The organism is Pseudomonas saudiphocaensis, assembly GCF_000756775.1.
Taxonomy (GTDB): domain Bacteria; phylum Pseudomonadota; class Gammaproteobacteria; order Pseudomonadales; family Pseudomonadaceae; genus Stutzerimonas; species Stutzerimonas saudiphocaensis.
Genome location: NZ_CCSF01000001.1, coordinates 636,287 through 662,641, shown reverse-complemented (window position 1 = coordinate 662,641; position 26,355 = coordinate 636,287). Strand labels below are relative to the sequence as shown.

Genomic DNA, 26,355 nt, shown 5'->3' with positions numbered 1-26,355 from the left:
GCTTCCCGACCGAAGGAGTTACTTGACGATAAATTCGCCTTCCATGCCCTTGTTCTGCAGGCCCTTGCAATAGAACGGGAAGTTGCCGGGCTTGACCGGCAGGAAGAAGATTTCGGCTTCGCCGGCATCCTCGAACTCCAGCTCCAGCAGCGTAACCGCCTTGATCTCGATGCCGCCGGCCTCGACCTTGCGCAAGAAGATCGAATGGGCGAACTCGGGCGCCTGGAAGGCGCACTCCTTCTGGCCGTCAGAGCTGATCTTGAGCCGGTATGCGACCCCGGTTTCCAACTCGTAACGTTTCTGCGATACCGCGTAGTCGTTTTCCTCGGAGCCGAAGGCGAGTGCCGGCAGCGTCTGGGTACGCATGGTCAGGTCACCTGCCGCATGGCTCTGGTCAAAGCCGATCAGGCTGCCGATGAAAAGAATATTGAGCAGAAAGGGCTTGGCAACGCGCATGAGGCTGATCTCTTTTGTTGTTCTCGAGGTGCTTATCCTATGGGCGCGGGCCTGTCCTCCCTTTACTACCTTGGTACACAGAGACTGGTACTTTCTGCATATTTCCCCGCCTCGACTGGGTTCCTATGCTGGCTGCAACGCCACAGGAGCTCCCCATGCGCCATTTACTTCAATATGCCAGCTGCCTGATTGCCATCGCCTGCGCTGCGCCCCTGGTTGATGCCGCACCGGCCAAGGAGCTTGCCGTGCAGATTGGCTATCTGAGTTATCGCCCCGACCCCGGCCCCCTGCTTTCCAACGTGATTCCCGAACCGGCGGATGCCGGACAGCGCGGGGCCGAGCTGGCCATTGCCGACAGCAACACCACCGGGCGCTTTCTAAAGCACAGCTACCAGCTACAGCCCCTTAGCAGCGACAGCCCTGAGCAACTGCTGGAAGAAGCGCGCAAGCTGCACGCCGAGGGGCTGCGCCTGTTCGTGATCAATGCACCGGCCGATACCCTGCAAGCGCTTGCCAAGACACTGCCTGACAGCCTGCTGATCAACGCTGGCAGCGCCGCTGACGAGCTGCGAACCGAGCGTTGCCTGCCCAACGTGCTGCACACCCTGCCCAGCCGCAGCATGCTCGCCGATGCGCTAGGCCAGTTCCTGTCCGTGCGCCGCTGGAACCGCTGGCTGCTGATCACCGGACCGACCGCCGAGGATCAGGCCTACGCCCAGGCTCTGCGGCGTGCGGCCAAACGCTTCGGCCACAAAGTCATCGAAGAAAAGGCCTGGAGCTTCGACAACGACCAGCGCCGCAGCGCCCAGGCGGAAATGCCGCTGTTTACCCAGGCCCGTGAATACGACGTGGTAGTGGTAGCCGACGAACGCGGCGACTTCGGCGAATACGTGCCCTATCACACCTGGCTGCCGCGCCCCGTAGTCGGCACCCAGGGCCTGACGCCCACCGGCTGGCACAAGACGGTGGAAACCTACGGTGCTGCCCAACTGCAGAAACGCTTCGAGGCTCACGCCGGGCGCTGGATGAATGACCGCGACTTCGCCGCCTGGATGGGCGTGCGCAGCCTGGCCGCCGCGGTCACCCGCCTTGGCGAAGCCGACCCCAAGGCCATCCGCACCCTCTCGCTTAGCGAGGAGTTGCCACTCGATGGCTTCAAGGGCCGCAAGCTGACTTTCCGCCCCTGGAACGGGCAGCTACGCCAGCCAATTCCACTGGTGCATCCACGCGGACTGGTTTCCAACTCGCCACAGGATGGCTTTCTCCACCCGTCCAGCGAGCTCGACACCCTGGGCTTCGACGCCCCGGAAAGCAGCTGCCGGTTGAGTGAGGTGGAATCATGAGTCGCAAGACACACGCAGTGCTGCTGGGCCTGGCCATGGTTTGCGCCAATCAGGCCACTGCCAACAACGAAATGAGCTACGAGGCCTATATCGACAGCCCCAAGCGCATCAAATGCATGTACGGCTACGTCACCGCCAAGACCGGTAATTTCTCGGCAGCCAAAGCCATCTTCGAAGACTGCGTAGCCCGCTGGAACGACGTGTATTCGCTGATCTGGCTGGCGCAAATGTACGAGAACGGCAGCGGCGTCGAGCCTGATCTGGCCAAGGCCGCCGCACTGCTCAAGCAAGGCGCCGAGCAAGCGGATGAGGTCAGCTACGTTGGCCTTGCGCGCTACCACTGGGGCGTGGCCCTGGCCGAAGGCCGAGGCGTGCAGGCCGACCCGCAGCACGCCCGCGAATGGTTGCAACGCGCCGCTGCCGACGGCCAGAGCGAAGCCAGCGAATACCTGAAGCAGATGGACGCAGCGGCCAAGACCGAATCAGCCCTCTAAGCCGAGCTTAGCTGCGGCAACAACCTGCCAATGATGATAACGACAAGAGAGAATCCGACGATGACCAGAACATTCCTTGCTGCGGCAATCAGCTGCGCTCTCGCCTGCGCCAGCGCTACAGCCCTGGCCGATACCGCCTACGTCTCCAACGAGAAAGACAACACCATCAGCGTTATCGACCTGAACACGCTGGAAACGGTCGAGACTCTGGAAGTCGGCATGCGCCCACGCGGCCTTACCCTTTCCCATGACAACAAGCTGCTCTACATCTGCGCCAGCGACTCGGACACGGTGCAGGTAATGGACCTGGCCAGCCGCCAGATCATCAAGCAGCTGCCCTCTGGCGCTGACCCCGAGCAATTTGCCCTGCACCCGAACAACCGGTGGCTGTATATCTCCAACGAGGACGATGCCCTGGTTACCGTTGTGGACGTGGAAGACGGTGCAGTTCTGGCGCAGATCGAAGTCGGCGTCGAGCCTGAAGGCATGGCCGTCAGCCCCGACGGCAAGTGGGCGGTGAACACCAGCGAAACCACCAACATGCTGCACTGGATCGACACCGCCACCAACGAGCTGGTGGACAACACCCTGGTCGATCAACGCCCACGCCATGTCGAATTCACCAAGGACAGCAAGATTCTCTGGGCCTCCTCGGAGATCGGCGGCACTGTCAGCGTGGTGGATGTGGAGCAAAGGCAGATCATCAAGACGCTGAACTTCGCCATCAAGGGCGTGCACCCCGACCGCGTTCAGCCGGTGGGTATCAAGCTCAGCTCCGACGGCAAGTACGCCTTCGTCGCCCTCGGCCCGGCTAACCATATAGCCGTGGTCGATGCCAAAACCTATGAAGTGCTCGACTATTTGCTGGTAGGCCGACGCGTCTGGCACATGTCCTTCAATACCGACGAAAGCCAGCTGCTGACCACCAACGGCGTCAGTGGCGACGTCTCGGTGATAGACATGAAAACCCTCAAGGTCATCAAGTCGATCAAGGTCGGTCGTTATCCATGGGGCGTGGTGGTAACCCCATGAACGTACTGGAGGTCGAGAACCTCGGCTTCGCCTATGGTGATCGACAAGCACTGCGTGACGTCAACTTTAGCGCAGCGGCAGGGCGTTTCACTGCCCTGCTCGGCCCCAATGGCGCAGGCAAATCCACGCTGATCGCCCTGCTCACCAAGCTTTACGAATTGCAGCAGGGCGAAATCCGCGTGGCCAGTTTCAGCCTGCGCTCGGAGCCGCGGGAAGCCCTGCGGCGCCTGGGTGTGGTGTTCCAGCAAAGCACCCTGGATCTGGACCTGAGCGTCGAGCAGAACCTGCGCTATCACGCGGCTCTGCACGGTATGCCACGCTTTCTGGCCAACGAACGCATCGAGCAAGAACTGCAGCGCCAGCAACTTGTTGAGCGGCGCAAAAGCCGAGTGCGAGAGCTCAATGGCGGCCATCGCCGGCGGGTCGAAATTGCCCGCGCCCTGCTCCACAAGCCAGGCCTGCTGCTGCTCGACGAAGCCAGCGTCGGTCTCGACCCTGCCAGCCGCCAGGCGCTCAACGCTCACGTTCGCTCACTGTGTCGCAGCACGGGGATGAGCGTGTTATGGACGACGCACCTGCTCGATGAAGTGCAGGCTGAGGATGATCTGCTGATCCTCAACCGCGGCGTCCTGGTGGCCCAGGGACGTGCCGACAGCATTTCCGCCGCCGACGGCAATCTCGAGCGCGCCTTCACCCGCCTGACCGCCGCCAGCGCGGCCTGAACAGACCGCACCCCGTCTGGAGTATTGCAATGAATGCCTACTGGGAATGCCTGCGCGCCATCGTGTTTCGCGAATGGCTACGTTTCGTTCAGCAGCGCTCGCGCTTTCTCAGCGCCCTGGTGCGACCACTGCTGTGGCTGGTGGTGTTCGCTGCAGGTTTTCGTGCCGCACTGGGTATCGCCATCATCGAGCCCTACGACACCTACATCACCTATGAAACCTATATCGTCCCAGGACTGGCCTGTATGATCCTGCTGTTCAACGGCATGCAGGGCTCGCTATCGATGGTCTACGACCGGGAAATGGGCAGCATGCGCGTGCTGCTGACCAGCCCCATGCCACGCAGCTTCCTCCTTGCCAGCAAGCTCCTGGCCACCGCATTGATCTCGCTGCTGCAGGTATACGCCTTTCTCGGCATCACCTGGCTGTACGGCGTTCAGCCACCTGCGCTGGGCCTGCTCGGCGCATTACCGGCGCTGCTGCTGGTGGCATTGCTGCTGAGTGCACTGGGGCTGCTGCTGTCCAATGGCATCCGCCAACTGGAGAACTTTGCCGGGGTAATGAATTTCGTCATCTTCCCGATGTTTTTTCTGTCTTCCGCGCTCTACCCGCTCTGGAAGATGCGCGAAGCCAGCGACTGGCTGTACTGGCTCTGTGCGCTGAATCCCTTCACCCATGCCGTCGAGCTGGTGCGCTATGCGCTCTACGAGCGATTGAATATAGTGGCGCTCGCCATTTGCCTGGGGCTGACACTGCTGTTCAGTCTGCTGGCAGTGCTCAGTTTCAATCCGCAGCATGCCGCACTGCGCCGCAGCGCCTGAAGCCAGCCGAACCATGCCTGGAATTTATGTTATTTTTCAATTAGTTAGCTTCACCCTGAAATCATCACTACTACTTTGGTGCCGGTTCGGCTGCCGATCGTAGGATTTCAAAAAGGCGCTTAGTGCACTGTAATGAGACCGACCGAAGTACCAGCGCAGAAGCAGCCACACACGATCTGCCCGCCATAGCCAAAACAATGAGGTGACCGGTCTTGTACAAGATATTGATCGCAGATGATCATCCGCTCTTTCGCGAAGCCATCCACAACGTCATCAGGGACGGTTTTCCAGGAAGCGAGATACTGGAAACGGCCGACCTCGACAGCGCCCTGGCGTTGACCCTGGAACACGACGATCTGGATCTGGTGCTGCTGGACCTGAATATGCCCGGCATGCACGGTCTCAATGGCCTTATCAATCTTCGCAACGAAGCACCGACCATTCCCGTGGTGATCGTTTCCGCCGAGCAGGACAAGCAGATCGTGCTGCAGGCCATCACCTACGGTGCCTGTGGCTTTATCACCAAGTCGTCACCGCGGGCACAGATGACCGAAGCCATCGAGCAGATTCTCAACGGCAACGTCTACCTCCCTTCGGACATCATCCGCAGCCAGAAGGCGACCTCCCGCCATACCAATCACAACGAGTCGAGCATCCCGCCCGAACTGCTGCAGGCGCTGACCCGCAAGCAGCTGTTGGTGCTGGAGCGCATGACCAAGGGTGAGTCCAACAAGCAGATCGCCTACAACCTCGACATCGCGGAAACCACGGTCAAGGCGCATGTCTCGGCGATTCTGCGCAAGCTCAATGTGCACAATCGGGTGCAGGCGATTCTTTCCGCGGGCGATATCGACTTCGCGGCCTATTTGCGGCGCTAAGCACCGGGTCTTTCCCCGTAGGGCCGAACCTGTTCGGCCACCCCGCTAAAAAGGCCGAACAAGTTGGCTATGTCTGCGTTAGGTTTGCTGGAGCAGTCCTGCTTTTGTGGAAACGGACCTGTCCACGAAGCGCTTCCTGAGCATCGGTAGGGCTCCTTTCGCGGCCAAGGCCACTCCTACAATGGCCATGTGCATACCGCCCCCACAGAACAACCGTTAACGCATATAGAGCCAAAAACTCGGCCCAGTGCAGCACTGCCAATGCCGCTTTTGTAGGAGCGAACTCGTTCGCGAGCTTTGTTTGTCCTCGTGCTTCTTAAAAGCTTGCGGCCGGGGCCCGGGCGAGGTCTGCAAACCCAAGCAAAAGCACCGCACAAGTTCGGCTACAGTCCTTCAGCTCGCCTGCCCATGCTCCAACATATGACACATGGCTGTCTTGAGCTTCATCGGCCGAATCGGCTTATGCATCAACATATGCCCCAGCTCCCGCACCTGCAGCTTGAGGTCGTTGCTGTAATTGGCGGTGATCAGCAGCACCGGCAGTGAACTGGCACGGCGCTCATTCACCGTGGTGACCACATCCAGGCCGTTGCAGTCGTTGTCCAGGTGATAGTCGGCGATGATCAGGTCGGCATCGGCATGGAAGTTGTCCACCTGGCGCGCCAGGTCCTCCTCCGACAACGCGGTCGTCACCACACAACCCCAGCCTTCGAGCAGAGTTCGCATGCCGGCGCAGATTGCCGCGTCGTTATCCAGCACCCAAACCCGCGCGCCTTTGAGCCGTTCCAGTACCAGCTCCGTGCTGCTCGGTTCCGCACGGACCCTGGAAGTGCGGCGAGCCAGAGGCACCTCGACAGCGAACATCGAGCCCTGACCCGGCCAGGAGCGCACCACGATGCGGTGGCCGAGCATGCGCGCGATCTTTTCCACGATGGCCAGGCCCAGCCCCAAGCCGCGGTCCTGATTGGCCTGCACTGCATCGCCACGTTTGAACTCCTGAAAGATTTCTTCCAGCTTGTCCTCGGCAATGCCCACACCTGTATCCCAGACCTCAATCGACAGGATCTGCCGGCGACGGCGACAGCCCAGAAGCACACGCCCTTTGGGGGTGTAACGGATGGCATTGGTCAGCAGGTTGCGCAAAATCCTGGCGAGCAGCTGGATATCGCTGCGCACCAGTGCGGCGCTGGGCACGTAGTTCAGCTGCAGCTGCTCGCAGCCGGCGATCTGGCGAAACTCCACGGCCAGGTTCTCCAGCAGCTCACTAACCGCGAACGACGCGATATCGGGCTTGATCACGCCAGCGTCCAGCTTGGAAATGTCCACCAGGGTGCCGAGCAGGTTCTCCACATCTTCCAGGGAATTGCTGATGTTGCGCACCAGCCCGTTGCTGGACGCTTCCGGCTGCTCCTGCAAGGCGCTGGTGAACAGCCGCGCGGCATTCAGTGGCTGCAACAGGTCATGGCTGACTGCCGCCAGAAACTTGGTCTTGGAGAGGTTGGCCAGCTCCGCTTCGCGTTTGGCTTCGCGCAGACGCGCCTCGGCGTGGGCGCGTTCGTCGATCTCGCACAGCAGCTGTTCGTTCAGGCTGGTCAGTTCCGCCGTACGCTCGCGGACCCGTTGCTCAAGGTTCTGATAGGCCTGGTGCAAGGCTTCGGCGGTGCGCCGGCGGTCGGTGATGTCCTGGATCAGTACGAAGATACCGGCCACTTCGCCACTGGCCAGGCGATTGGGCACATAGGAGCGCAACATATAGCGCTGCTGCCCGACATGGTTGGGCTCGGCCATCTCGAAACTGATGCTTTCACCGGACAGCGCCCGCTCGATATAGGGCTCGAGCTGCTGCCAGTGATCGCCACTGTGAATCTCGCGCAGGTACTGACCGAGCATGCCGTCTCTGGGCCAGCGATACCATTCTTCGTAGACCTTGTTGGTGAAGGCGTAGGTCAGGTCGGCCGAAACGTAGGCGATCAGCGCCGGTACATGGTCGGTGATAAGGCGGATCCAGCGTTCACTTTCGCGCAGCGCCTCCGCATGCCGGTAACGCTCGGTGATATCGGTGAAGGTATTGACGAAGCCGCCGGTGGGCAGCGGATGAGTGCGAATTTCCAAGGTACGGCCATCGAACAGGTGCTGCTCCAGCTCCGTCAGCGGCTGGCCGTTCTCGCTGCGTGTGTCCGGGGTCAGCAATTTGAGCTCGCTATCGGCCATGACCTCGGCGAAGGGTCGGTGCGCCTCGATCGGCGCCAGCCCGCAGAGCTCGAGGAAGCGGCGATTCCACAGTTCCAGGCTGCCGTCAGCACTGATCATCGCCACGCCCTGAGAAAGGTTGTCCACGGCGCGCTGCAGCAAACGCGACTTCTGCGCCAGGGCCTGTTCGCGGCGCATGGTTTCGCTGATTTTGACCTCGGTGATATCGGTATAGAGCACCACCAGCCCGCCCTCGCGGGTGGGTCGCTCGCTGACTTGCACCCAGCGCCCATTGTGCAAGCGGTAGACCGTGGGCTCGTTGCCCTTGCCGCGGTGCTCTTCGGCGATCAGGCCACTGCTGTCAGCCAGCCGGCGCATGTCCGACAAGCGGGTGCTGCCGTTGATGCGAGCGCCTGTGCGGTTCCACAGCGACTTGAAGCGGCGGTTGAAGAGGACGATGCGTTGGTCCTTGTCGAACAGTACGAAGGCATCGGAAATGCTCTCTATGGCGTCGACCAGGTGCTGATGCGCGGTTTCCGCACGCATGCGGGCGTCGCTGAGTAGGCGGTTGCTGGCCTTGAGCTCGGCCATGGTCTGGTTCAGGGCGTCCGTGCGCTCGCGCACCTGCTCGGCCAGCTCCACCGAGTGCTGAAACGCGGTGTAAGAGGCATCGCGCCCGGATCCGCTGGATTCAATCCTTTCGATCAGCGCGGCATTGATGCGGCGCAGCTTGGCATTTTCACGTTCGAGTTCGGCCAGTCGCGTGGGCAGTTCAGCGACCACCTCGTCCTCCGGGACGGCCAATGGCGACTCCGGTGAAGGTCTGGTTGATGTGCGTGCCATTGAACTGTTCTCCGTAGGTGTTGAAGCCGATCACCTTCTGGCGTCGGAGAAAAGCGGAAATCTGCTCCGTGGTGCCGTTACCCTCCACTTCCATCCGCCGCAGAAAGCAGTCGCAGCCCAAGGTCAGCAGGGTTTCGCCGAGACGCTGCTCAAGGCGTTCGAAGAGCTGTTCCAGGTTGGGCATCAGCGGGCCGGGGCGCATGGCGGTCAGTACGATGCCGTTCTCCACGGCGCAGTAGAACGTCAGGCTCAGGTCTTCGTTGACCTTCTGGATGGAGCGCACGTAGTACTGCTCGTTAATACGCACCGCCAGCGGGTGAGCGGCAAACAACGCGTGGTTGAGATCACTTACATTGACGCCAATCAGGCGGGCATATTCTTCCGCGGCCGGCTCGGCGTTAAGTTCGTAGACGCGCCGGGCATTGCTGTCGGCCTGAGTCACCACCAGCTTCTCGCTGCGCGGCAGCATGTGGTGGGTGGTGAATACCTCAAAGTCCAGCCAGGTATTGATCAGCACCACAATGGCCGCGCCGCTGCGAAACTTGCCGTCGTAATAGACGTAGGTGTCGGTCAGGTGATTGTCGTCGCCAGCCGAACCGCCAAAATGCGGAATGCTGCCAAACGCGGCGCTGAGCGCAGACAGAACCACCTCCTCGCGGCTGGACAGACCATCGAGCAGAGTCAGAGCGAAACTGTGGTCCTTGATTGGCGCGAGGGAATTGCTACGACAATCGCTGCCAAGGCGCTCAACCAGCTGCTGGGCATCGATCAGGCTGAAGCGATCCATCTCGACGATCAGTTCGCTGGAGATGGAAAAGCTGCGGTGATCGAAGCCGATAGCCGTCACGCAGCTGCGGTTGTAGCCCTGTGTGGTGATCTCACCCGCCGTAGTGCATCCCACCAGACGCACGCCGCCAAAATACTGTTGCAGCGCATCGCCCAGGGCCGGCAGATCATATTCAGCCGAACAGAAGAACAGCACGAAGTCGAGATGTGGGTGAATCAGCTGCCGCGCCAGATCCTGGGCCACGGTTTCAGCATCCTTTGCCTCCGACATCGCTGTGCGTATCACTTCGGCTTGTTCTTCGATCACGCACCGCACTCCTACCGCCCAAATTGGATTGTGTTCATTTTTGGACAGGCCCGGAGACAGGCAAATGCTACTTGAGTACCTATGGCGGCGTGCCAAGGTCGTAATGCGGCGAAATCACGCACTACAGAATGAAAAGGCCGGCATTCACGAGGAATACCGGCCTTCGAAGGGGCGGCGCAGCGGCGAGCTGCGCCAGGGCGTGGTGTGCGCTCAACGCACGGTCCACTGCGATGCAACGGACGGAGCGACCTACGGTTCGGATTCCATCCGCGCCCTGCTTTTCTGCTTGATTAGAAGCTAAGGGCAGCACCGATGGCTACAGTGCGGGTGTCTTCATCCAGAGCGCTGTTGCCGTTACGCCCCCGCGCTTCGAACTCATTGAGTTCCGCTACCAGGGTCAGGTTGTCATTGACACTGTGGAAGAACGCAACACCACGAGTTTCGAAGTCGGCAGCCGAACCCAGTCCGTTGCCATCATCCTCGGTCTTACCGTAGGACAGTGCCACGCGGTTCTTGCCGAAGCGGTAGGAGCCCTGGAGCAGGTAGCCATCGCTGTCAATTTCCCGCAGTTGCGCCTCACCGACATTATTGGTGAAGAAAGGGTTGATTCCTTCAGCCTGAAAGCCCGATGCAGTCAGCGAAAAGGCGCCCATCTTCGCTTGCACACCATAGCCAATGCCTTTGGAATCCACATCTCGGACGCTGCTATCGGTGTTATCAGAGCTCTGCTGCATGCCGCTCAGCCAGGTGTAAAACTGAGCGCCACCTGCTTCGAATTGGTAGGTAATCTCTGTTTCGAAACGTGGCGTGTCCTGGTAAGCCTTGTCCAGCTGCGTAGTTTGATCGGCAGGGTCATCCGCAACTCCTGACGTATCGACAGGATCCATGATGCCAACCGCGACACGCAGACCGCTCATTACAGGCGAGCGATAGGTAACCTGCGCGGTTGGGAACGGATAGGGGTAGCCGGTACCGATATTGCCGAAGGAAACACCGCCACCATCCACCAGGCCTAGGGTGTCGCTGACCTGGCCGTAGCCAGTGAGCATCTCATCCAGCAGGATATTGGAGCGGCCAAACAGACCGAAATCCTTACCGAAGAGCACTTCACCCCACTCGTCGTTGGCGACAGTGGCGTAGAACTGACGAACGTCGATACCGCTTTCAGTACCATTGGTCTCGCTGTCGTTGATGGTCACCCAAAACGAAGAGCGCCCACCAAGCTTCAGATCACCGACCTGCTTTTTGAAGTTGAAGCCGATGTAGTTGGGCAGAAAGCCCATTTTGACGCGCGACTGGTTACGGTCGAACTGCTCACCGTCACGATCCACCTTGCTGTGGACGTAAAAGGTGTTGAAGTAACCATCCGTGGAAAAAGTGGTGTCGTTCTGATCGTAAAGCACGATCTCTGCCATGGCCGACTGGCTCAGGCCCATGGCCACCGCGCTGGCCAGAGCCAGGGGCAGAATCTTTGTGCAGGTTTTTTTCTTGTTGTGCATGGCGCTCTCCGCTGATTTGACGACGGTCAGTCGTGTCGAAGCGGATTATCGAAAGCACCCCGCATGAGCCATACGCTGCCATAGCGGCGCTTTGCTACTCCTTTGGGTGGTAGGCAGGAGCAGGACTACAAGCAGGTGAAGGTCACGCCGCTAGAAGCAGCGCTTAGGTAGTAAGCCGCAGCCCTTTGGCAGGTGTTTGCCAACCCTGTGGGGAGGCGGCATTGGTCAGGACTCGCCAACCTCCAGAGCCATGCCGCAACGCCTCCAGCGCCGCCAGCACCTGCGCTATCTCAAGGGTTGCCATGGCCTGCGCCACCCGGGTCTGATGTCCGGCATCATGACCAGCCAGCCAGGACTGCAAGCTCTGTTCGGCATAGGCACGCAGATCATTGGTCGCCACATGACGCACGGACAGTTCTCGGGCGGCCTCTTCGATCTGCGCGGCCTGACTAGTCAGCTGCAGAGCAAAGCCTTCGAGAAAGCTCTCGATATGCCCAAGAATTTCCGCTGCCGAAGCAGTCGGCGACTGGACCGCAAATAGCATCCCGCCCTGGCCCGCAACGCAAGTGAAGCGGCTGAAAACCGCATAGCCGAGCTGCAACTCGCTGCGCAGCCGGCGGAAAAAGGCGTGCTCGAGTAGGCGACCCAGCACCCGCCAGCTGGCTTCGGTGCTGCAATCGCCAGGCGCAGGCAACGGACAGAAGAGCAAAAAAGCTGTCTCGCCCTCGTCCCCTGATCCAACTTGCAGCCAGCGACGGGATTCAGAACTGACCTTTGGCCCAGAGCGCACCGCTGCCGCCATGCCCGGCAGCGCAGTAATGGCCTCCTGCAGCGGGCCGCTTAGGTCTGCTGCGAAACCCACGGCCATTGCCTGTCGTTCCGATTTGCTCCACTGCTGCTCCAGCCCAGTCTGTTTCAACGGAGCCTGCGTGGCGCTGGCCGTTGAGTCATTAAACACCTGCGGCAGCAACGCCAGAAGCTGGCGAAGGAGCATCTGATCACCTTCTAGCCTGAAGGCGCGCTCGGCCAGCTGGTGCCCTTGGGCAAGAGAGGCCTGCGGCGGCCTGGCCAGCAGTGCGCCAAGGTCTTGCAAAATCAGCGGAATGGCTTCGGCAATGCCGTACAAACTCAGCAGCCAGCCGTGCCCCTGATCCTCGAAACGCAATTCAACTCCGGCCTCCCCTGCAGCCCAGACCTGCGTTTGCAGGGCGTGCTGAAGCGCCTGCCCGTATCCAGCCGTAGCCCTGTCGGGCATGAATCGCCAATGCAGGTACAGCGTCGCGCGCCCGGCTGCATCCTCCGGGCCGAGCCAGTCCAGCGTCGGTTGACGTGCTACCGCCTTTCCACGCGGACCGGCTCGCAGCCAGGGATTGGCCTTTGGGGGTTGCCAATGCCAGGCGTGGGCTTCGGCCCGTTCGGGTGCTTCGAAGCTCAACCGCAGCGGAAACCCGGCGGTTTCGATGGAGTCGCGAGGCGTCGCATCGCAAGTCAGCACGACCGGTCGGGTCGCGAGTAACTGCCCAATTATGCTCGCCAATGCCCCATGCACTGCCGACTCGTCGCTGTCCTCACCCCAGGCCTGGGGCTCGACCCAGTACCTGAGCCGCGCCAGCGGTTCCGCGACCTGCAAACGCCGTCTGATCACGCATGAATAGTGTTCGCGACCGGCCTGCCAGCGAATGTCAGTGGAAAAGAAACCTAACCAGTCCATGAGCGCATCGATGACCTGCGCCCGCTGTTTCAGCCCCTGCTCGGTCAGCGTCGCCTCGATCACCACCACACCCTGCCCCGCATAGCTGTACGGCATGCGCAGCTTTAGCGACTGGCACAAGCCCTGATTACGCAATCGCGAGAGAAGGCTCTCCGGTGCTTCGGATGCAATCCAGCTGGCCAGATAGTCCAACGCAGGTTGGCCGTGCTCGGTAATCCCCTCCAGCGCCCATGCCAGCAGCAGTCGCGGTGCAGCCTTGTCCAATTGGAGTCGCAGCCAGGTCTCCTGCGGCTGCTTCAGGGGCGGCGCATCCCTGTTACAGATCTCCGGGCCTACGCCAAGCGAGTCCTCGGCGAGTCGCGCCAGTTGCAGCAGTTCATCCTCTGTTTGTGGGCCAGCCAGCAGCAGCTCGATTTGCCCAGTGCAATAAAAGCGCTGGTGATAACCCCGCAGAGCCAGTTGAAAACTCTCTTGCTCGACAGGTAGCGTTTCGCGGTTGCCGGCATGGAACGCGCCAAACGGATGCTCCTCGCCAATAACCCGGCCCAGTGCCGCATCACACAGGGTTTCGACATCTTCGGCGCGCGCCCGATACTCGGCATGCAGCACCTCGCGCTCTCGCAGCTGGGCGTCGGGATCGAGCAGCGGTCGGGCAAGCATATCCACCAGGCGCAGCAGGCCTTCCTGATGATGATCCGCAGGCACCTGAAAGAAATAATCGGTATGCCGCTCGCGGGTTGAAGCGTTCAGCTGCCCCCCACAGGCCTGCACAAAGGGCATCAGGCTCTGCTCAACGGGATAGTTGCGGCTGCCGAGGAACAGCAAGTGTTCAAGAAAATGAGCCAGACCCGGGTAAGCCGCGGGGGCATCGTGGGCGCCCGCATGCACACGCACCAATACAGCTGCTTGCGCGCTTTCCGGCAGACACAGCAGTCGCACGCGCAAGCCGCTGGACAGGCGGATCTGTGGTGGACGCTGAAAAGAATCGGCTGGCACAGGCATAGGCAGCAACGGCTCCGGCAATAAGGCTTGGCCGGGTTGCACCAGGCCAGTTGGGCACAAGGGTGCCATAGTATTGGCAGCGTGCCGCTGAAAAACCATCAATGCTGGCAGATGCTATGGCACAGGTCATGGGATAAGCTGATGTCATAAAGCCAGTCAGTCAATCCGAGGTGCCGTGATGGCCCTGACGCTTCTGCAAAATGCCGCCCTGCTCCTCTCGTTGTGCTGGCTGCTCGGCTTTACCCTCCATCACTGGGCCGGCAAATACCCGACGGCAACTCATATCCTTACCGGACTCTGGTTCGGCGGTGCCTGTGTGGTCGGCTTGATGGTGCCCTTCACCCTGGAGCCGGGCGTCATCTATGACAATCGCGCGACAGTGCTCAGCATGGCCGGAATCTTTGGCGGGCCGCTGGCGGCAGTGATTGCCGGCATAATGGCTGGCGGTTACCGACTCTGGCTCGGTGGCGCGGGCAGCTATATCGGTCTGTTTAATATCGCCGTACCGTTACTGCTGGGCCTTGGTTTTCGGCTTGGCTGTGAGCGCGGCTGGTGGAAAATCGACTTCTGGCCGCTGCTGACCCTCGGCTTGATCCTGCATGGCCTCGCGCTGCTCTCACTACTTGCGCTGCCTTCGGTAACCTCCCTGAATATCGGGCAGCTGGCCTTGCCCACTCTGCTGATCATGCCGCTGGCAACCGTGATGGTCGGGCTGCTGCTCGATGATCTTTCGCGTCGTCACCTTGCGCAAAAGGCGCTACGAGCCAGCGAAGCACGCTTGAGCGCGATCACCCGGGCCATTCCGGATCTGCTGCTGGTCATTGACGAGGAAGGTCGCAATCTGGAAGTCGTCTCGTCCGGGGCCGGGCCGGATTTTGCCAGCTGCCATGTGCTGTCCAACGAGTGTGCGCATCAGGCCCTGAGCCCGGAGGATTCGGAGCGCTTGAGGGCCACCATTCAGCTCGCCCTGACCAGCAACGTGCCGCAAGCGCTGGAGTTCCCCTACCTCACCGAAGACGGCCAGAAGTTCTACGACGTTCACATTCAGCGCCTGGAAACACCCGCAGACAGCAAACGCGCCGTGGTTGCCGTCCTGCGTGATATCACGCTGCGCAAAACCGCCGAGGAACGCATCCAGCAACTGGCCTTCTATGATTTGCTGACCAACCTGCCCAACCGTCGCCTGCTGCTTGATCGCCTGCAACAGGCACTGGCGACCAGTGCGCGCCGGGGCTGCCACGGTGCCCTGATGTTTATCGACCTGGACAATTTCAAGCACATCAATGATGCCCACGGTCACCCGGTAGGCGACCTGTTTCTGCAGCAGGCTGCACAGCGCCTGTGCAGTGGAGTACGCGGCAGCGACACTGTGGCACGGTTGGGCGGCGACGAGTTCGTGGTGATGCTCGAAGAGCTTGATAGCCAGCCTGAGGTAGCCGTCGAACAGGCGCAGCTGATCGGCGACAAGTTGCTCGCAGCCCTGGCGACGCCCTATCCCCTGGCAGACGAAATGCTATACAGCAGCGCCAGCATCGGCATCGCACTGTTTTGCGGGGCAGACGTCAGCGCCGAAGAGCTGATGAAGCGCGCCGACCTGTCGATGTACGAAGCAAAAAACAACGGCAAGAACGCGCTGCGCTTCTACGACTCGGCCTTACAGGATGACTTGCAGCAGCAGTTGGAGCTGGAAAACGGGCCACCATAATGTGCGGCCGGTTCGTAGACCAAGCCAGTTTGGCCTAGGAACCGTCCAGCGCTATAGCTCCTGCGGCGCGCGGCGGCACAGGGTGACAAGTGCCTGCACCCAGCTCTCATGGGTGTTCAGGCAAGGAATCAGCTGCAAATCTGTTCCGCCAGCGGCGATGAACTGTTCGCGCCCACGATCACCGATTTCCTCCAGCGTCTCGATGCAGTCGGCGACGAAAGCAGGGCACATCACCAGGAGCTTCTTCACACCCTTGGCTGCAAGGGCCTCCAGCTGCTCCTCAGTGTAAGGCTCGATCCACTTGGCCCGGCCCAAGCGCGACTGAAAAGAGACCGACCATTGGTTTGGCTGCAGCCCGGCACGCTCGGCGAACCACGCGCTGCTCTGCATGCATTGCGCACGGTAGCAGTTGGCAAGTACCGCGCCTTCGGCCCGCTGGCAGCAGTCGGCACCTTTCAGGCAGTGCGAACCGGTCGGGTCGGTCTTGTGCAGGTGCCGCTCGGGCAAACCGTGGAAACTCAGCAGCAGATGGTCGAAGTCCTGCAGATATGGTTTGGCACTATCCACCAGAGCGTCAAGGTATTCGGGCTGATCGTAGAAAGGCTGCAGGATCGATAGCTGGATATCCAGTTTCCTGTCGCGAATGACTCGCCGTGCTTCCTCGATGGCTGTCGTTGTGGTGCTGTCGGCAAACTGTGGATACAGCGCGGCGAAGGTCACCTTGCGGATGCCCTGCCCGGCCAGCTTGAGCAACGCACCTTCGATCGACGGCTCGCCGTAACGCATCGCCATCTCCACCGGACCTTCGCTCCAGTACGGGCGCACAGCCTCGGTCAGGCGTTGGCTCAGTACCACCAGAGGCGAGCCTTCCGGCCACCAGATCGAGGCATAGGCATGGGCCGACTCCTTTGGCCGTTTGACCAGAATCAGCGACACCAGCAGGCGACGCAGCGGCCATGGCAGATCGACGACATAGGGATCCATAAGGAACTGATTGAGATAACGACGCACATCTGCGACATCGGTGGAAGCCGGTGAACCCAGGTTGACCAGTAACAACGCCTGCTCAGTCATGCGACATTCTCTACTTTCATGTTGGAGGATCGTGCCGCGACATCCGGAGTTGGCTGGGCGGCGGCGCTATACTGCCCGAGCGAGGCGCCTGGATGCTACCCGCAGGGGTAATCCAGAGGGTGGACTTGGTTGGTGAGAGCTGTCGTTGCGGGATGAGTAGCAGCCTTAGATGGGCTGGTTTTGCATCGATGGTGCTAGGAGGATTTGCCAGATACGGTGGAGTCCATTCGCCGCACCTGGCCGCGGCGTTTCCAGCAGTTGCCTTTCAGGGGTTATCGACGTCGCGTCGCATCACCATGACGTCGGCCACCAACAAGGCCAGTAGCGGCAGCACCCCAACCTTCAAGGCCAGCGTCCAGGACACCAGAAAGCCAATAAGCACTGCTCCTGCAACCACGATGACAGCGACGCAATGCGCATAAAAGCGCCACAACTCGAATGCAACGACCTGAGTATTTCGGTGGTTGATCATGGCGAGCCTCTCTTGTTGTTGTCAGCCTCGTGTAGGTTCAGCGTAGCCACCGTGACCATATGCGCAAATATTTCATCAATGGCGTCTGGAATGCCGTTTATAGGCTAACCAAAAATCTCCTTGCGGAAGGTCTAAGCTCTCTTTGAGGACCATAGAGGGCAGCCACCATGAGCATCACCACATTTGGCATCAGGCTCGATGATGCGACTCGCGAGCGACTCGCCGCAGCCGCTCGCAGGCTTGATCGCACGCCACAGTGGCTGATCCGGCAGGCCGTCTTTGATTTCCTCGAGCAACTCGACAGCACCGGAGAGCTGAGCGAGAAGCGCCACTTCGACACTGACGATCAGGACCCAGAACTCGACAGCGAGCCTGCCAGCCAACCGTTTCTGGAATTTGCCGAAGCCATCCTGCCTCAGTCGATCCTGCGCTCCGCGATTACCGCCGCCTATCGCCGCCCCGAACCCGAAGCCGTGCCGGTCCTGCTGGAACAGGCCCGGCTTGCTCCGGACAAGGCTGCAGCCGCGCACAGCCTGGCCATGCGTATCGCCGGCAACTTGCGCAACCGCAAGAGCGCCGGCGGGCGCCAGGGGCTGGTCCAGGGGTTGCTGCAGGAGTTTTCGCTGTCTTCCCAGGAAGGCGTGGCGCTGATGTGCCTGGCCGAAGCCCTGCTGCGCGTGCCGGACAAAGGCACCCGCGATGCACTGATCCGCGACAAGATCAGCACCGGCAATTGGCAGCCGCACCTGGGCAACAGCCAGTCGGTATTCGTCAACGCCGCGACTTGGGGCCTGATGCTGACCGGTCGGCTGGTCGCCACCCACAACGAGGCGGGCCTCACCTCTTCGCTCAACCGGCTGATCGGCAAGGGCGGCGAGCCGCTGATTCGCAAGGGCGTGGACATGGCGATGCGGCTGATGGGCGAGCAGTTCGTTACCGGCGAAACCATTGGCGAGGCGCTGTCCAACGCCCAGACCATGGAAGCCAAGGGATTCCGTTATTCATATGACATGCTCGGCGAAGCTGCACTGACCGCCGAAGATGCACGACGCTATCTGGCTTCCTACGAACAGGCGATCCACGCCATCGGCAAGGCATCGAACGGACGCGGCATCTATGAAGGTCCCGGCATTTCCATCAAATTGTCGGCGCTGCACCCGCGCTACAGCCGTGCACAGTATGAGCGGGTCATGGATGAGCTCTACCCGACCCTGCTGTCTCTGACGCAACTGGCCCGACAGTACGATATCGGCATCAATATCGATGCCGAAGAAGCCGACCGTCTCGAACTTTCGCTGGACCTGCTCGAGCGTCTCTGTTTTGAGCCTTCTCTGGCGGGCTGGAATGGCATCGGCTTCGTTATCCAGGCCTATCAGAAGCGCTGCCCCTATGTAGTCGAATATCTGATCGACCTGGCCAGACGCAGTCGGCATCGGCTGATGATCCGGCTGGTCAAGGGCGCCTACTGGGACAGTGAGATCAAACTGGCTCAGATCAATGGCCTTGAGGGTTATCCGGTCTACACCCGCAAGGCCTATACCGATGTGTCCTTTCTGGCCTGCGCGCGCAAGCTGCTGGCCGCACCCGAGTCGATCTATCCGCAGTTCGCTACACATAACGCCCACACCCTGGCGGCGGTCTACCAGCTCGCCGGGCAGAATTACTACGCCGGCCAGTATGAATTCCAGTGTCTGCACGGGATGGGCGAGCCTCTCTATGAACAGGTTGTGGGCAAGGGAGGCAGCCGTCTCAACCGCCCATGCCGGATTTACGCCCCTGTAGGCAGCCATGAAACGCTGCTGGCCTATCTGGTGCGGCGCCTGTTGGAAAACGGTGCCAACACCTCTTTCGTCAACCGCATCGCCGACCAGAGCATCGCACTCGAAGAGTTGGTGGCCGACCCGGTCAGCAGCGTGGAAAAGTTTCTGGCCGCTGAGGGCACGCTGGGCCTGCCGCATCCGCGCATTCCACTCCCTCGCCATCTTTACGGCGACGCACGGCTCAACTCTTGCGGTATCGACCTGTCCAGCGAGCAGCGCCTGGCTTCGCTCTCTTCTGCCCTGCTCGCCTGCTCACACAAGCTTTACAGCGCAGCGCCCCTGCTGAGCGATGTGGAGCCCAGAGCGAGCACTGCCGAGCCTCTGCTCAACCCGGCTGACCACCGTGACCAGGTGGGCCTAGTGCAGGAGGCGACCGAAGAGGATGTGGACAACGCCCTTCGCTGTGCCACCGAAAGCGCGCAGACATGGAAGGCGACTCTACCCAGTGAGCGCGCCGCGGCCCTGGAGCGGGCGGCCGAGCTGATGGAAGGCAGAATTCATGAGCTGATCGGCGTACTGGTCCGCGAGGCAGGCAAATCCTTCGTCAACGCCATCGCTGAAGTCCGCGAAGCGGTGGACTTTCTGCGCTTTTATGGCGCCGAGGTACGCAGCAACTTCGACAACGACACGCACATTCCATTGGGGCCAGTAGTGTGCATCAGCCCCTGGAACTTCCCGCTGGCCATCTTCACTGGGCAGATTTGCGCCGCCCTTGGCGCGGGCAATACGGTGCTGGCCAAGCCCGCCGAGCAGACCCCACTGATCGCAACCCTGGGGGTGCGGATCCTGCATGAGGCCGGCATTCCGCGTGACGCGCTGCAGTTGCTACCGGGCCGTGGCGAAACCGTCGGTGCACGCCTGGTGGCGGACGAGCGAGTACGCGGGGTGATGTTTACCGGTTCTACTGCGGTCGCCTCGATCCTGCAACGCAGTATTGCCGGACGCCTGGATGAGCATGGTCGAAGCATTCCACTGATCGCTGAAACCGGTGGGCAGAACGCGATGATCGTCGACTCGTCCGCCCTGACCGAGCAGGTCGTCATGGATGTCTTGGCCTCTGCTTTCGATAGTGCCGGGCAACGCTGTTCCGCCCTGCGCGTCCTCTGCGTTCAGGAAGAGGTAGCCGAACGCATCATCAACATGCTCAAGGGCGCCATGGCCGAGGCGCAAATGGGCAACCCGCAACGGCTGTCGGTGGATATCGGCCCGGTCATCGACCAGGAGGCGCGCGAAACCATCGAAAGGCATCTGCAAAACATGCGTGAAAAGGGCCGAACGGTTCATCAGATGGCGCGCGTCGATGAGCATGAATGCGCCCATGGCACCTATGTAGTGCCGACGCTGATCGAGTTGGAGCGCCTCGATGAGTTGCAACAGGAGGTCTTCGGCCCGGTACTGCACATACTGCGTTACTGTCGCGCCGAGCTGGACTCACTGCTCGATCAGATCAACGCCGCGGGCTATGGCTTGACCCTCGGCGTGCATACGCGCATCGACGAGACGATCGCCAAGATTGTCGAGCGTGCCCGGGTGGGTAACCTTTACGTCAATCGAAACATCGTTGGGGCGGTGGTCGGCGTACAGCCCTTCGGTGGGGAGGGCCTTTCTGGCACTGGCCCCAAGGCGGGCGGCCCGTTGTATCTGTATCGCCTGCTTTCGGCCAGGCCTGACGACGCACTGCGTCGGGCGCTGGACTTCGGCGGCACCGAAAGCGCGCCAGAATTCATCGCCAATGAAGATCAGGAAAGGGCCTTCCGGCAGTTCAAACAATGGGCACAGGACAATGCAATGGCGGAATTGGCCAGCCTCTGCGAACACTATCGCGGGCAATCTCAGAGTGGCAGCACCCGCGTGCTGAATGGCCCCACCGGCGAGCGCAACACTTATAGCCTGCTCCCGCGCGAGCATGTGCTGTGCCTGGCTGAAAACGAACAGGATCTATTGACTCAGCTGGCGGCCATACTGGCCATCGGCAGCCAGGCCGTGATGCCACAGAACCCGCTCGGCAACTCTCTGTTTGAGCGGTTACCGGAGCCGGTTCAAGCGCGAATCAGGCTTGTCAGCGACTGGACCCAGGACGACGTACGCTTCGATAGCGTGCTGCACCATGGTGATCCCGAGCAACTACGCAATGTCAGCCGGCAACTTGCAGAACGCAGCGGCCCTCTCATCGGCTTGCAAGGGCTGGCCCCTGGCGAAACGGATATACCGCTGGAGCGCCTGCTGATCGAACGCGCCCTGAGCATCAACACCGCCGCCGCGGGAGGCAACGCCAGCCTGATGACCATTGGTTAACAGGCGGTTGAGCGCAGCCTGCGGCGTAGGTCGTGCTGGCCCAGCCAGAGCTTGCTGTCAGACGTAGCCCGCAGATCAGCCGGTAGCTGTACTCCAGTCGATCATGCTGAACTGCCAGGTCGCCAGGATAAAGAGGCCGAAAGCGATTCGGTACCAGGCAAATGCCGCGTAACTGTGGTTGCCGATAAATTTCAGCAAGGCGCGTACGGCCAGCATGGCGAAGATAAAGGAAACCACGAAGCCAATGGCGAACACCGGGAAATCGCCTGGCTGGAACAGTTCCCGGTACTTGTAGCCCGAATAAACCGCGGCACCGACCATGGTCGGCATGGCCAGGAAGAAGGAAAACTCGGTCGCCGCCTTGCGCGACAGCCCGAACAGCAGCCCGCCGATAATGGTCGCGCCCGAACGCGAGGTTCCCGGCACCAGGGCCAGACACTGGGCAAAGCCCACCTTCAGCGCATGGCTCCAGTGCATGTCATCAACGGTTTCGGCCTGGATACGATGCGGACGCTTTTCCGCCCAGAGCATGACCACCCCACCGATAACCAGCGCAGTGGCAACGGTAATCGGATTAAACAGGTATTCGTGAATCAGGTCGGCGAACGCCACACCCAGCACCACAGCGGGCATGAACGCGACCAGCAGGTTGACGGTGAATTTCTGCGCCGGTTTTTCTGTGGCCAACCCTGCGACCACGCTGAATATCTTGCTTCGATATTCCCAGACCACGGCCAGAATGGCCCCAAGCTGGATGATGATATTGAACGCTAACGCCCGCTCACCACCGAAGCCAATCAGATCGGCGACGATGATCTGGTGCCCGGTACTGGAGATTGGGAGAAACTCGGTGATGCCCTCTACTACCCCTAAAATCAATGCCTGAAAAGCAAGCCAAAGATCCATCTATTCCCCATCAGCGATGCAGCCACCGCATTTGAATATGCAACAAAGGTATATGCCCGATAGCCAGATCGGCGCAGTTCTGACCCACCGCAAGCGAGTAAATTCATCTTCGCTGCAGTGCCCTGCTCATTTTTTTCAGCGATGTGCCGACATACTCTCCACATGCCATGAAAAAGCAGGCAGTTCCCCAGCCCACTGAGGCAGCGTGCCACGTACCTGGAATGCCAGCGCGCGGATAATAATGAAATAAAGGCTTTAACAGGAGTTCATAAACAAATGAATATGCTGCGAAGTTTTCCCATCAGTAAGCGTCTCTGGCTTATTCCGCTAGTAGCCGTGGCGATGCTATTCCTGCTTGGCATGTTGATGATGCAGCAGGTACGCAGCGATCTGTACAAGGCCAAACAGCTCATGACCCAGAACATCGTCGAGACCTCTCTGGGCATCCTCAGTCACTATCAGCAGCTTGAAGCCAGCGGTGCCATGTCCAAAGCCGATGCGCAAAAAGCCGCCATGGAACAGGTGAAGGTCCTGCGCTATGGCGAGGATGACTATTTCTGGATCAATGACATGGGCCCGACGATGCTGATGCATCCCATGCGGCCCGAGCTCGACGGTCAGGACTTGTCGAAGACCAAAGACCCGAACGGAAAGGAACTTTTCAACGAGATGGTCAAGGTCGCCCGTCAACAGGGTGCCGGACTGGTGGAATACGAGTGGGCCAAACCTGGCGAGAAAAACCCAGTACCGAAAATCTCCTACGTCGAACTATTCAAGCCCTGGGGCTGGATCATCGGTTCCGGTATTTATGTGGACGATGTGGAAAAGGAATTCCAGGGCTACATGGTTCGCTTCTCCTTGATTGGCTTGGCCATCGCCGTGCTGCTGGCCGTAATCGTGGCCGTTCTCATACGCAGTATTACCCAACCACTGCGGCACTCCATGCAGGCCATGGCCAATATCGCCAGCGGCGAGGCTGACCTGACACGCGAGCTTGATGTTTCCGGCAACGACGAGTTGACCGCACTGGGCCGCGACTTCAATACCTTCAGCCGCAAGCTTCGTACGCTGATCGGCCAGCTCTCGAATACGGCCAACGCTCTGGACCAATCTTCAGGAACCCTGGGGAAGCTTGCCGAACAGGCACACAAGCAAAGCCAGCAGCAGCTTCAGCAGATGGAGCTAGTTGCCACAGCCGTGAACGAGGTGACTTACGCGGTGCAGGAAGTGGCGAAGAACGCCGAACACGCCTCCAACGAAGTTGGTGAGGCAGATAACCAGGCAGGGCTTGGCCAGCAGAACATCGAAGCCAGCCTGCAGCAGATCGACCAGTTGTCCAGCACCATCAGCCAGGCCGTTGATGTGATTCAGTCCCTGGCCGATGAAACCACCAAGATCGGCTCGGTCCTGGAAGTCATTGGATCAATCGCCGACCAGACCAACCTGCTGGCGCTCAACGCCGCCATCGAAGCGGCACGCGCCGGTGACCAGGGTCGTGGCTTTGCGGTCGTGGCTGATGAAGTACGCATGCTGGCACAGCGCACTCAGCAGTCGACAGCTGAAATCCATACGATGATCGAGGGCCTGCAGAAGAACTCCGGCGCCGCCGTCAGCGTGATCATGGAAAGCAATCGCGCCACCCAGGCCACTGTCGAACAGGCCAGCCAGGCCGGCGAAAGCCTTGGGCAGATTGCTCAGTCGCTACGCAATCTCTCGGGGCTCAACTCGTCGATCGCCAGCGCTACGCTGCAGCAAAGTCATGTGGTCGAAGACATCAACCAGAACGTCACCCAGGCTGCTGGTCTTGCCCAGGAAAGCACCAACGCTGCTGAGCAATCGAGCGCTGCCGGCAGGCAGCTGGGAGAGCTGGCTGAACAGCTGAACCGTCTGCTCCGACAGTTCAAGGTCTGACATCTTCTGGCAACACAGAACGGTCGAGCCTTTCAGGGCTTGACCGTTTTTTTTTGCTCTGAATAACCGCGACCTATTGCCACGCCAGGTTTTGGAGCCCAAGCGAAGCGAGATGATTAAAACACCCCGGAAGAGATATAAATCTAATGAGATCAATAAGTTAGCAACTCAGTAAAGCTACCGACTCAATTACAAAAAACCTTATACCTTCGGCTAATTGAAAACACAGACTCAACTACGAACTTTCGATGTGACTTCCCTGTCCCCTGCGTACATCAATGCTATGTAAGTCCAGCGGCGACGGCCCGACGCCTGGACAACTTTCGTTTCCGGGTATCACACAGAGAGACACTGCCCCATGAACAGCCCTCTTCGCTTCAATGACGCCCTTTTGATCACTGACCGCGCATTCAAGCCATTCCATTGCGTAGCCTGGACGCTGCTCGAAGGCAACGGCGAGCTCAGCATCACCGTCGTCGATGAAAGCGAGTCCCGCACCCTAGGCCACTGCAAACTGTCCAGCAGCGTCTATACCGATCCGGTCAAGCTCGGACAGACTCTGGAACAGGCACGTGCCGACCTGAGCAGCAAGGGCGCGAATCTCGCACCTTGGCAGATGCCGGAATAAGGCCCCGATATACCGAAGGCCCGGCTGCGCAAGCGCCGGGCCTTTTTTGTGCCAGCCCTTCGGCAATTGATCGAACGCGGCGTTTCATGGTCCCACTCTGTACCTCGACAGAAAGGAGCAACTCATGAAAGGCGCCGAAGCCTACGTCAACGACCAGTGGCACAGCAGCGGCCTGGCGAACTTGCCCGAAGGCCCGCAAGCACACCTCATCACGCTTAAGTTCATCATCCCTCGCGACGCGCAATTCACCAGCCTGATCAACCAGGTCGGCGAAGTTGCGCTGGAAAAGCTGAGCGAGCACTATCCGGGCCGTGAGGTGACACACAAGCCAGTGGTTGGCTCGGTGGTCGGAGACGGCAGTGGTGACGGCGTCGACCTAGAATTCGAGGTAGCTGCAGCACAGTGATGGCGGAAGGAAGCTGCAATTCTCAGCCACCTCCTCAATCCGCTCGGTTAAATCCATCGTAGAGTGACTCGACATGAGCCCCTTCGACTGGCAGCGCATATGGCTGGACGAGCTTCCCCTGCTATTCGTTGCCGAAGTTGTGCTGCGGGCGTTTTTCGCCTACGTAGCAGTGTTCCTTTTTCTGAAAATCAGTGGCCGTCGCGGTATTCGCCAGTTGTCGCTATTCGAGCTGGTGGTGATTCTGACTCTGGGTTCAGCTGCAGGTGACGTCTCTTTCAACGAAGATGAGCCGCTGCTGCCCATCCTTACGGTTTTCGTCACCCTGCTCCTACTCTATCGCTTAACCATGTGGGCGATGGCGCAGAACCCGAGGCTGGCGAACTGGATGGAGGGCAAGCCGATCACGATCATCAAGAACGGCCTGTACGAGCTCAACAGCCTCGATCGACTGAATATTTCATCTGACGAATTTTTCATGGAGCTGCGCCAGCAAGGCGTGGAGCACTTGGGCCAGGTACGCCTGGGCATCGTGGAAACCGACGGCGATGTCAGTCTCTATTACGCCGAGCCGGACGAAGTACGCCCAGGCTTGTCGGTACTACCGCCAGAGCACAATCCGATTTTTCGACGAGTTCCGAGCGGCGCCATTTATGCGTGCAGCCGCTGCGGCTTCACCCAACGTCTCGAAAACGAGCAGGAGGCCACCTGCCCGCGTTGCCAAAACGCCCATTGGAGCCTGGCACTGAACACACAGCGCACACATTGACAGGCGGGACGAACCGACGCTCCACATACCTGTCCGTACAACAGACAAGCTCTTTCTTAGCGACCCGGAGGCAGCACTCATGATTGGCGATTACTCAGCAATAAACGAGCACTTGGAAACCGCACGCAAACATGCCGACCACGCCGAAACCAGCGCCGATCCGGCACTCTATCGTGAGGCCATTGATGAGCTGGTTGCAGCGATCAGATTGCTTATGCGCAACAGCCCGGAAAAGGAAAGCTGAGGCGACAGGCAGCACGAGCCAAGCCTGACGAACCGAATCTCTGC

At 60.1% G+C, this 26,355-nt stretch carries 20 protein-coding genes and 3 pseudogenes; 15 read left to right on the top strand and 8 right to left on the bottom strand.

The window, feature by feature from the left end:
* Window positions 1-18 precede the first annotated feature (18 nt).
* Window positions 19-456, bottom strand: coding sequence for a cupredoxin domain-containing protein (locus BN1079_RS03180; RefSeq protein WP_037022227.1), 438 nt, complete (start codon window positions 454-456; stop codon window positions 19-21).
* A gap of 155 nt (window positions 457-611) precedes the next feature.
* On the opposite strand from BN1079_RS03180, the gene BN1079_RS03175 reads away from it, so the two are divergent.
* The 6 genes from BN1079_RS03175 to BN1079_RS03150 all read left to right on the top strand — a co-directional run bounded on the left by BN1079_RS03175 (window position 612) and on the right by BN1079_RS03150 (window position 5,746).
* A complete protein-coding gene (locus BN1079_RS03175) occupies window positions 612-1,799 on the top strand; it encodes an ABC transporter substrate-binding protein (RefSeq protein ID WP_037022225.1) in 1,188 nt (395 codons plus the stop codon).
* A complete protein-coding gene (locus BN1079_RS03170; RefSeq protein ID WP_037022224.1) occupies window positions 1,796-2,293 on the top strand; it encodes a tetratricopeptide repeat protein in 498 nt (165 codons plus the stop codon). Before BN1079_RS03175 ends, BN1079_RS03170 begins: the two co-directional genes overlap by 4 nt.
* 60 nt (window positions 2,294-2,353) lie before the next feature.
* Entirely contained in the window at window positions 2,354-3,325 is a 972-nt protein-coding gene (locus BN1079_RS03165; RefSeq protein ID WP_037022223.1) for a YVTN family beta-propeller repeat protein, read from the top strand.
* Window positions 3,322-4,047, top strand: a complete 726-nt coding sequence (locus tag BN1079_RS03160; protein ID WP_037022222.1) for an ABC transporter ATP-binding protein — start codon at window positions 3,322-3,324, stop codon at window positions 4,045-4,047. The genes BN1079_RS03165 and BN1079_RS03160 overlap by 4 nt, the downstream gene beginning before the upstream one ends.
* A 29-nt stretch (window positions 4,048-4,076) precedes the next feature.
* Window positions 4,077-4,868: an ABC transporter permease gene (locus BN1079_RS03155; protein ID WP_037022221.1), complete on the top strand. Its 792-nt coding sequence runs from the start codon at window positions 4,077-4,079 to the stop codon at window positions 4,866-4,868.
* A 212-nt stretch (window positions 4,869-5,080) separates the two neighbouring features.
* Window positions 5,081-5,746 carry a response regulator transcription factor gene (locus BN1079_RS03150; RefSeq protein ID WP_037022220.1) on the top strand — a complete coding sequence of 222 codons (666 nt, stop codon included), beginning with the start codon at window positions 5,081-5,083 and terminating at the stop codon, window positions 5,744-5,746.
* Between the two features lie 393 nt (window positions 5,747-6,139).
* Here BN1079_RS03150 and nahK read toward each other — a convergent pair whose 3' ends face one another.
* From nahK to pqqF, 4 genes are all read right to left on the bottom strand, one after another.
* On the bottom strand, window positions 6,140-8,779 hold the full coding sequence (gene nahK, locus BN1079_RS03145) for a hybrid sensor histidine kinase/response regulator NahK/ErcS' (RefSeq protein WP_081950799.1): 2,640 nt from the start codon (window positions 8,777-8,779) through the stop codon (window positions 6,140-6,142).
* Window positions 8,709-9,836: a nitric oxide-sensing protein NosP gene (nosP, locus tag BN1079_RS03140; RefSeq protein ID WP_227753338.1), complete on the bottom strand. Its 1,128-nt coding sequence runs from the start codon at window positions 9,834-9,836 to the stop codon at window positions 8,709-8,711. Before nosP ends, nahK begins: the two co-directional genes overlap by 71 nt.
* Before the next feature lie 326 nt (window positions 9,837-10,162).
* Complete coding sequence (locus BN1079_RS03130; RefSeq protein ID WP_037022216.1) at window positions 10,163-11,371, bottom strand: porin; 1,209 nt, start codon at window positions 11,369-11,371, stop codon at window positions 10,163-10,165.
* Window positions 11,372-11,534: 163 nt separating this feature from the next.
* Window positions 11,535-14,084 carry a pyrroloquinoline quinone biosynthesis protein PqqF gene (pqqF, locus tag BN1079_RS03125; protein WP_037022215.1) on the bottom strand — a complete coding sequence of 850 codons (2,550 nt, stop codon included), beginning with the start codon at window positions 14,082-14,084 and terminating at the stop codon, window positions 11,535-11,537.
* Window positions 14,085-14,262: 178 nt separating this feature from the next.
* Between pqqF and BN1079_RS18080 the strand changes: the two are divergent.
* Window positions 14,263-14,796 (top strand): annotated as a pseudogene (locus tag BN1079_RS18080) (LytS/YhcK type 5TM receptor domain-containing protein); the annotation flags it as partial.
* Window positions 14,770-15,774, top strand: a pseudogene (locus tag BN1079_RS18075) (diguanylate cyclase domain-containing protein); the annotation flags it as partial. The pseudogenes BN1079_RS18080 and BN1079_RS18075, both read left to right, overlap by 27 nt.
* A 66-nt stretch (window positions 15,775-15,840) precedes the next feature.
* On the opposite strand, the gene hemH reads toward BN1079_RS18075, so the two are convergent.
* Both hemH and BN1079_RS03110 read right to left on the bottom strand, forming a co-directional pair.
* Window positions 15,841-16,863 (bottom strand): ferrochelatase, encoded by a 1,023-nt coding sequence (gene hemH, locus BN1079_RS03115; RefSeq protein ID WP_037022214.1) that lies wholly within the window; start codon window positions 16,861-16,863, stop codon window positions 15,841-15,843.
* Window positions 16,864-17,128: 265 nt separating this feature from the next.
* Window positions 17,129-17,335, bottom strand: a complete 207-nt coding sequence (locus BN1079_RS03110; RefSeq protein WP_171819281.1) for a hypothetical protein — start codon at window positions 17,333-17,335, stop codon at window positions 17,129-17,131.
* 167 nt (window positions 17,336-17,502) lie between these two features.
* On the opposite strand from BN1079_RS03110, the gene putA reads away from it, so the two are divergent.
* The gene (putA, locus tag BN1079_RS03105) at window positions 17,503-21,450 is read left to right on the top strand and encodes a trifunctional transcriptional regulator/proline dehydrogenase/L-glutamate gamma-semialdehyde dehydrogenase (protein WP_037022213.1); all 3,948 of its coding nucleotides are present in this window, start codon (window positions 17,503-17,505) and stop codon (window positions 21,448-21,450) included.
* A gap of 75 nt (window positions 21,451-21,525) precedes the next feature.
* Here the strand turns inward: putA and BN1079_RS03100 are convergent, their stop codons facing one another.
* Window positions 21,526-22,356 (bottom strand): undecaprenyl-diphosphate phosphatase, encoded by an 831-nt coding sequence (locus BN1079_RS03100; protein ID WP_037022211.1) that lies wholly within the window; start codon window positions 22,354-22,356, stop codon window positions 21,526-21,528.
* Window positions 22,357-22,632: 276 nt separating this feature from the next.
* Between BN1079_RS03100 and BN1079_RS17935 the strand changes: the two are divergent.
* The 6 genes and pseudogenes from BN1079_RS17935 to BN1079_RS17685 all read left to right on the top strand — a co-directional run.
* Window positions 22,633-23,409, top strand: a pseudogene (locus BN1079_RS17935) (cache domain-containing protein); the annotation flags it as partial.
* Between the two features lie 123 nt (window positions 23,410-23,532).
* On the top strand, window positions 23,533-24,267 hold the full coding sequence (locus tag BN1079_RS17930; protein ID WP_414860256.1) for a methyl-accepting chemotaxis protein: 735 nt from the start codon (window positions 23,533-23,535) through the stop codon (window positions 24,265-24,267).
* Window positions 24,268-24,625: 358 nt separating this feature from the next.
* The gene (locus tag BN1079_RS03090) at window positions 24,626-24,895 is read left to right on the top strand and encodes a hypothetical protein (protein ID WP_037022208.1); all 270 of its coding nucleotides are present in this window, start codon (window positions 24,626-24,628) and stop codon (window positions 24,893-24,895) included.
* A gap of 124 nt (window positions 24,896-25,019) precedes the next feature.
* Entirely contained in the window at window positions 25,020-25,301 is a 282-nt protein-coding gene (locus BN1079_RS03085; protein ID WP_037022207.1) for a hypothetical protein, read from the top strand.
* A 73-nt stretch (window positions 25,302-25,374) separates the two neighbouring features.
* Window positions 25,375-26,067 carry a YetF domain-containing protein gene (locus BN1079_RS03080; RefSeq protein WP_037022206.1) on the top strand — a complete coding sequence of 231 codons (693 nt, stop codon included), beginning with the start codon at window positions 25,375-25,377 and terminating at the stop codon, window positions 26,065-26,067.
* Between the two features lie 79 nt (window positions 26,068-26,146).
* Entirely contained in the window at window positions 26,147-26,311 is a 165-nt protein-coding gene (locus BN1079_RS17685) for a hypothetical protein (RefSeq protein WP_171819280.1), read from the top strand.
* Window positions 26,312-26,355 lie beyond the last annotated feature (44 nt).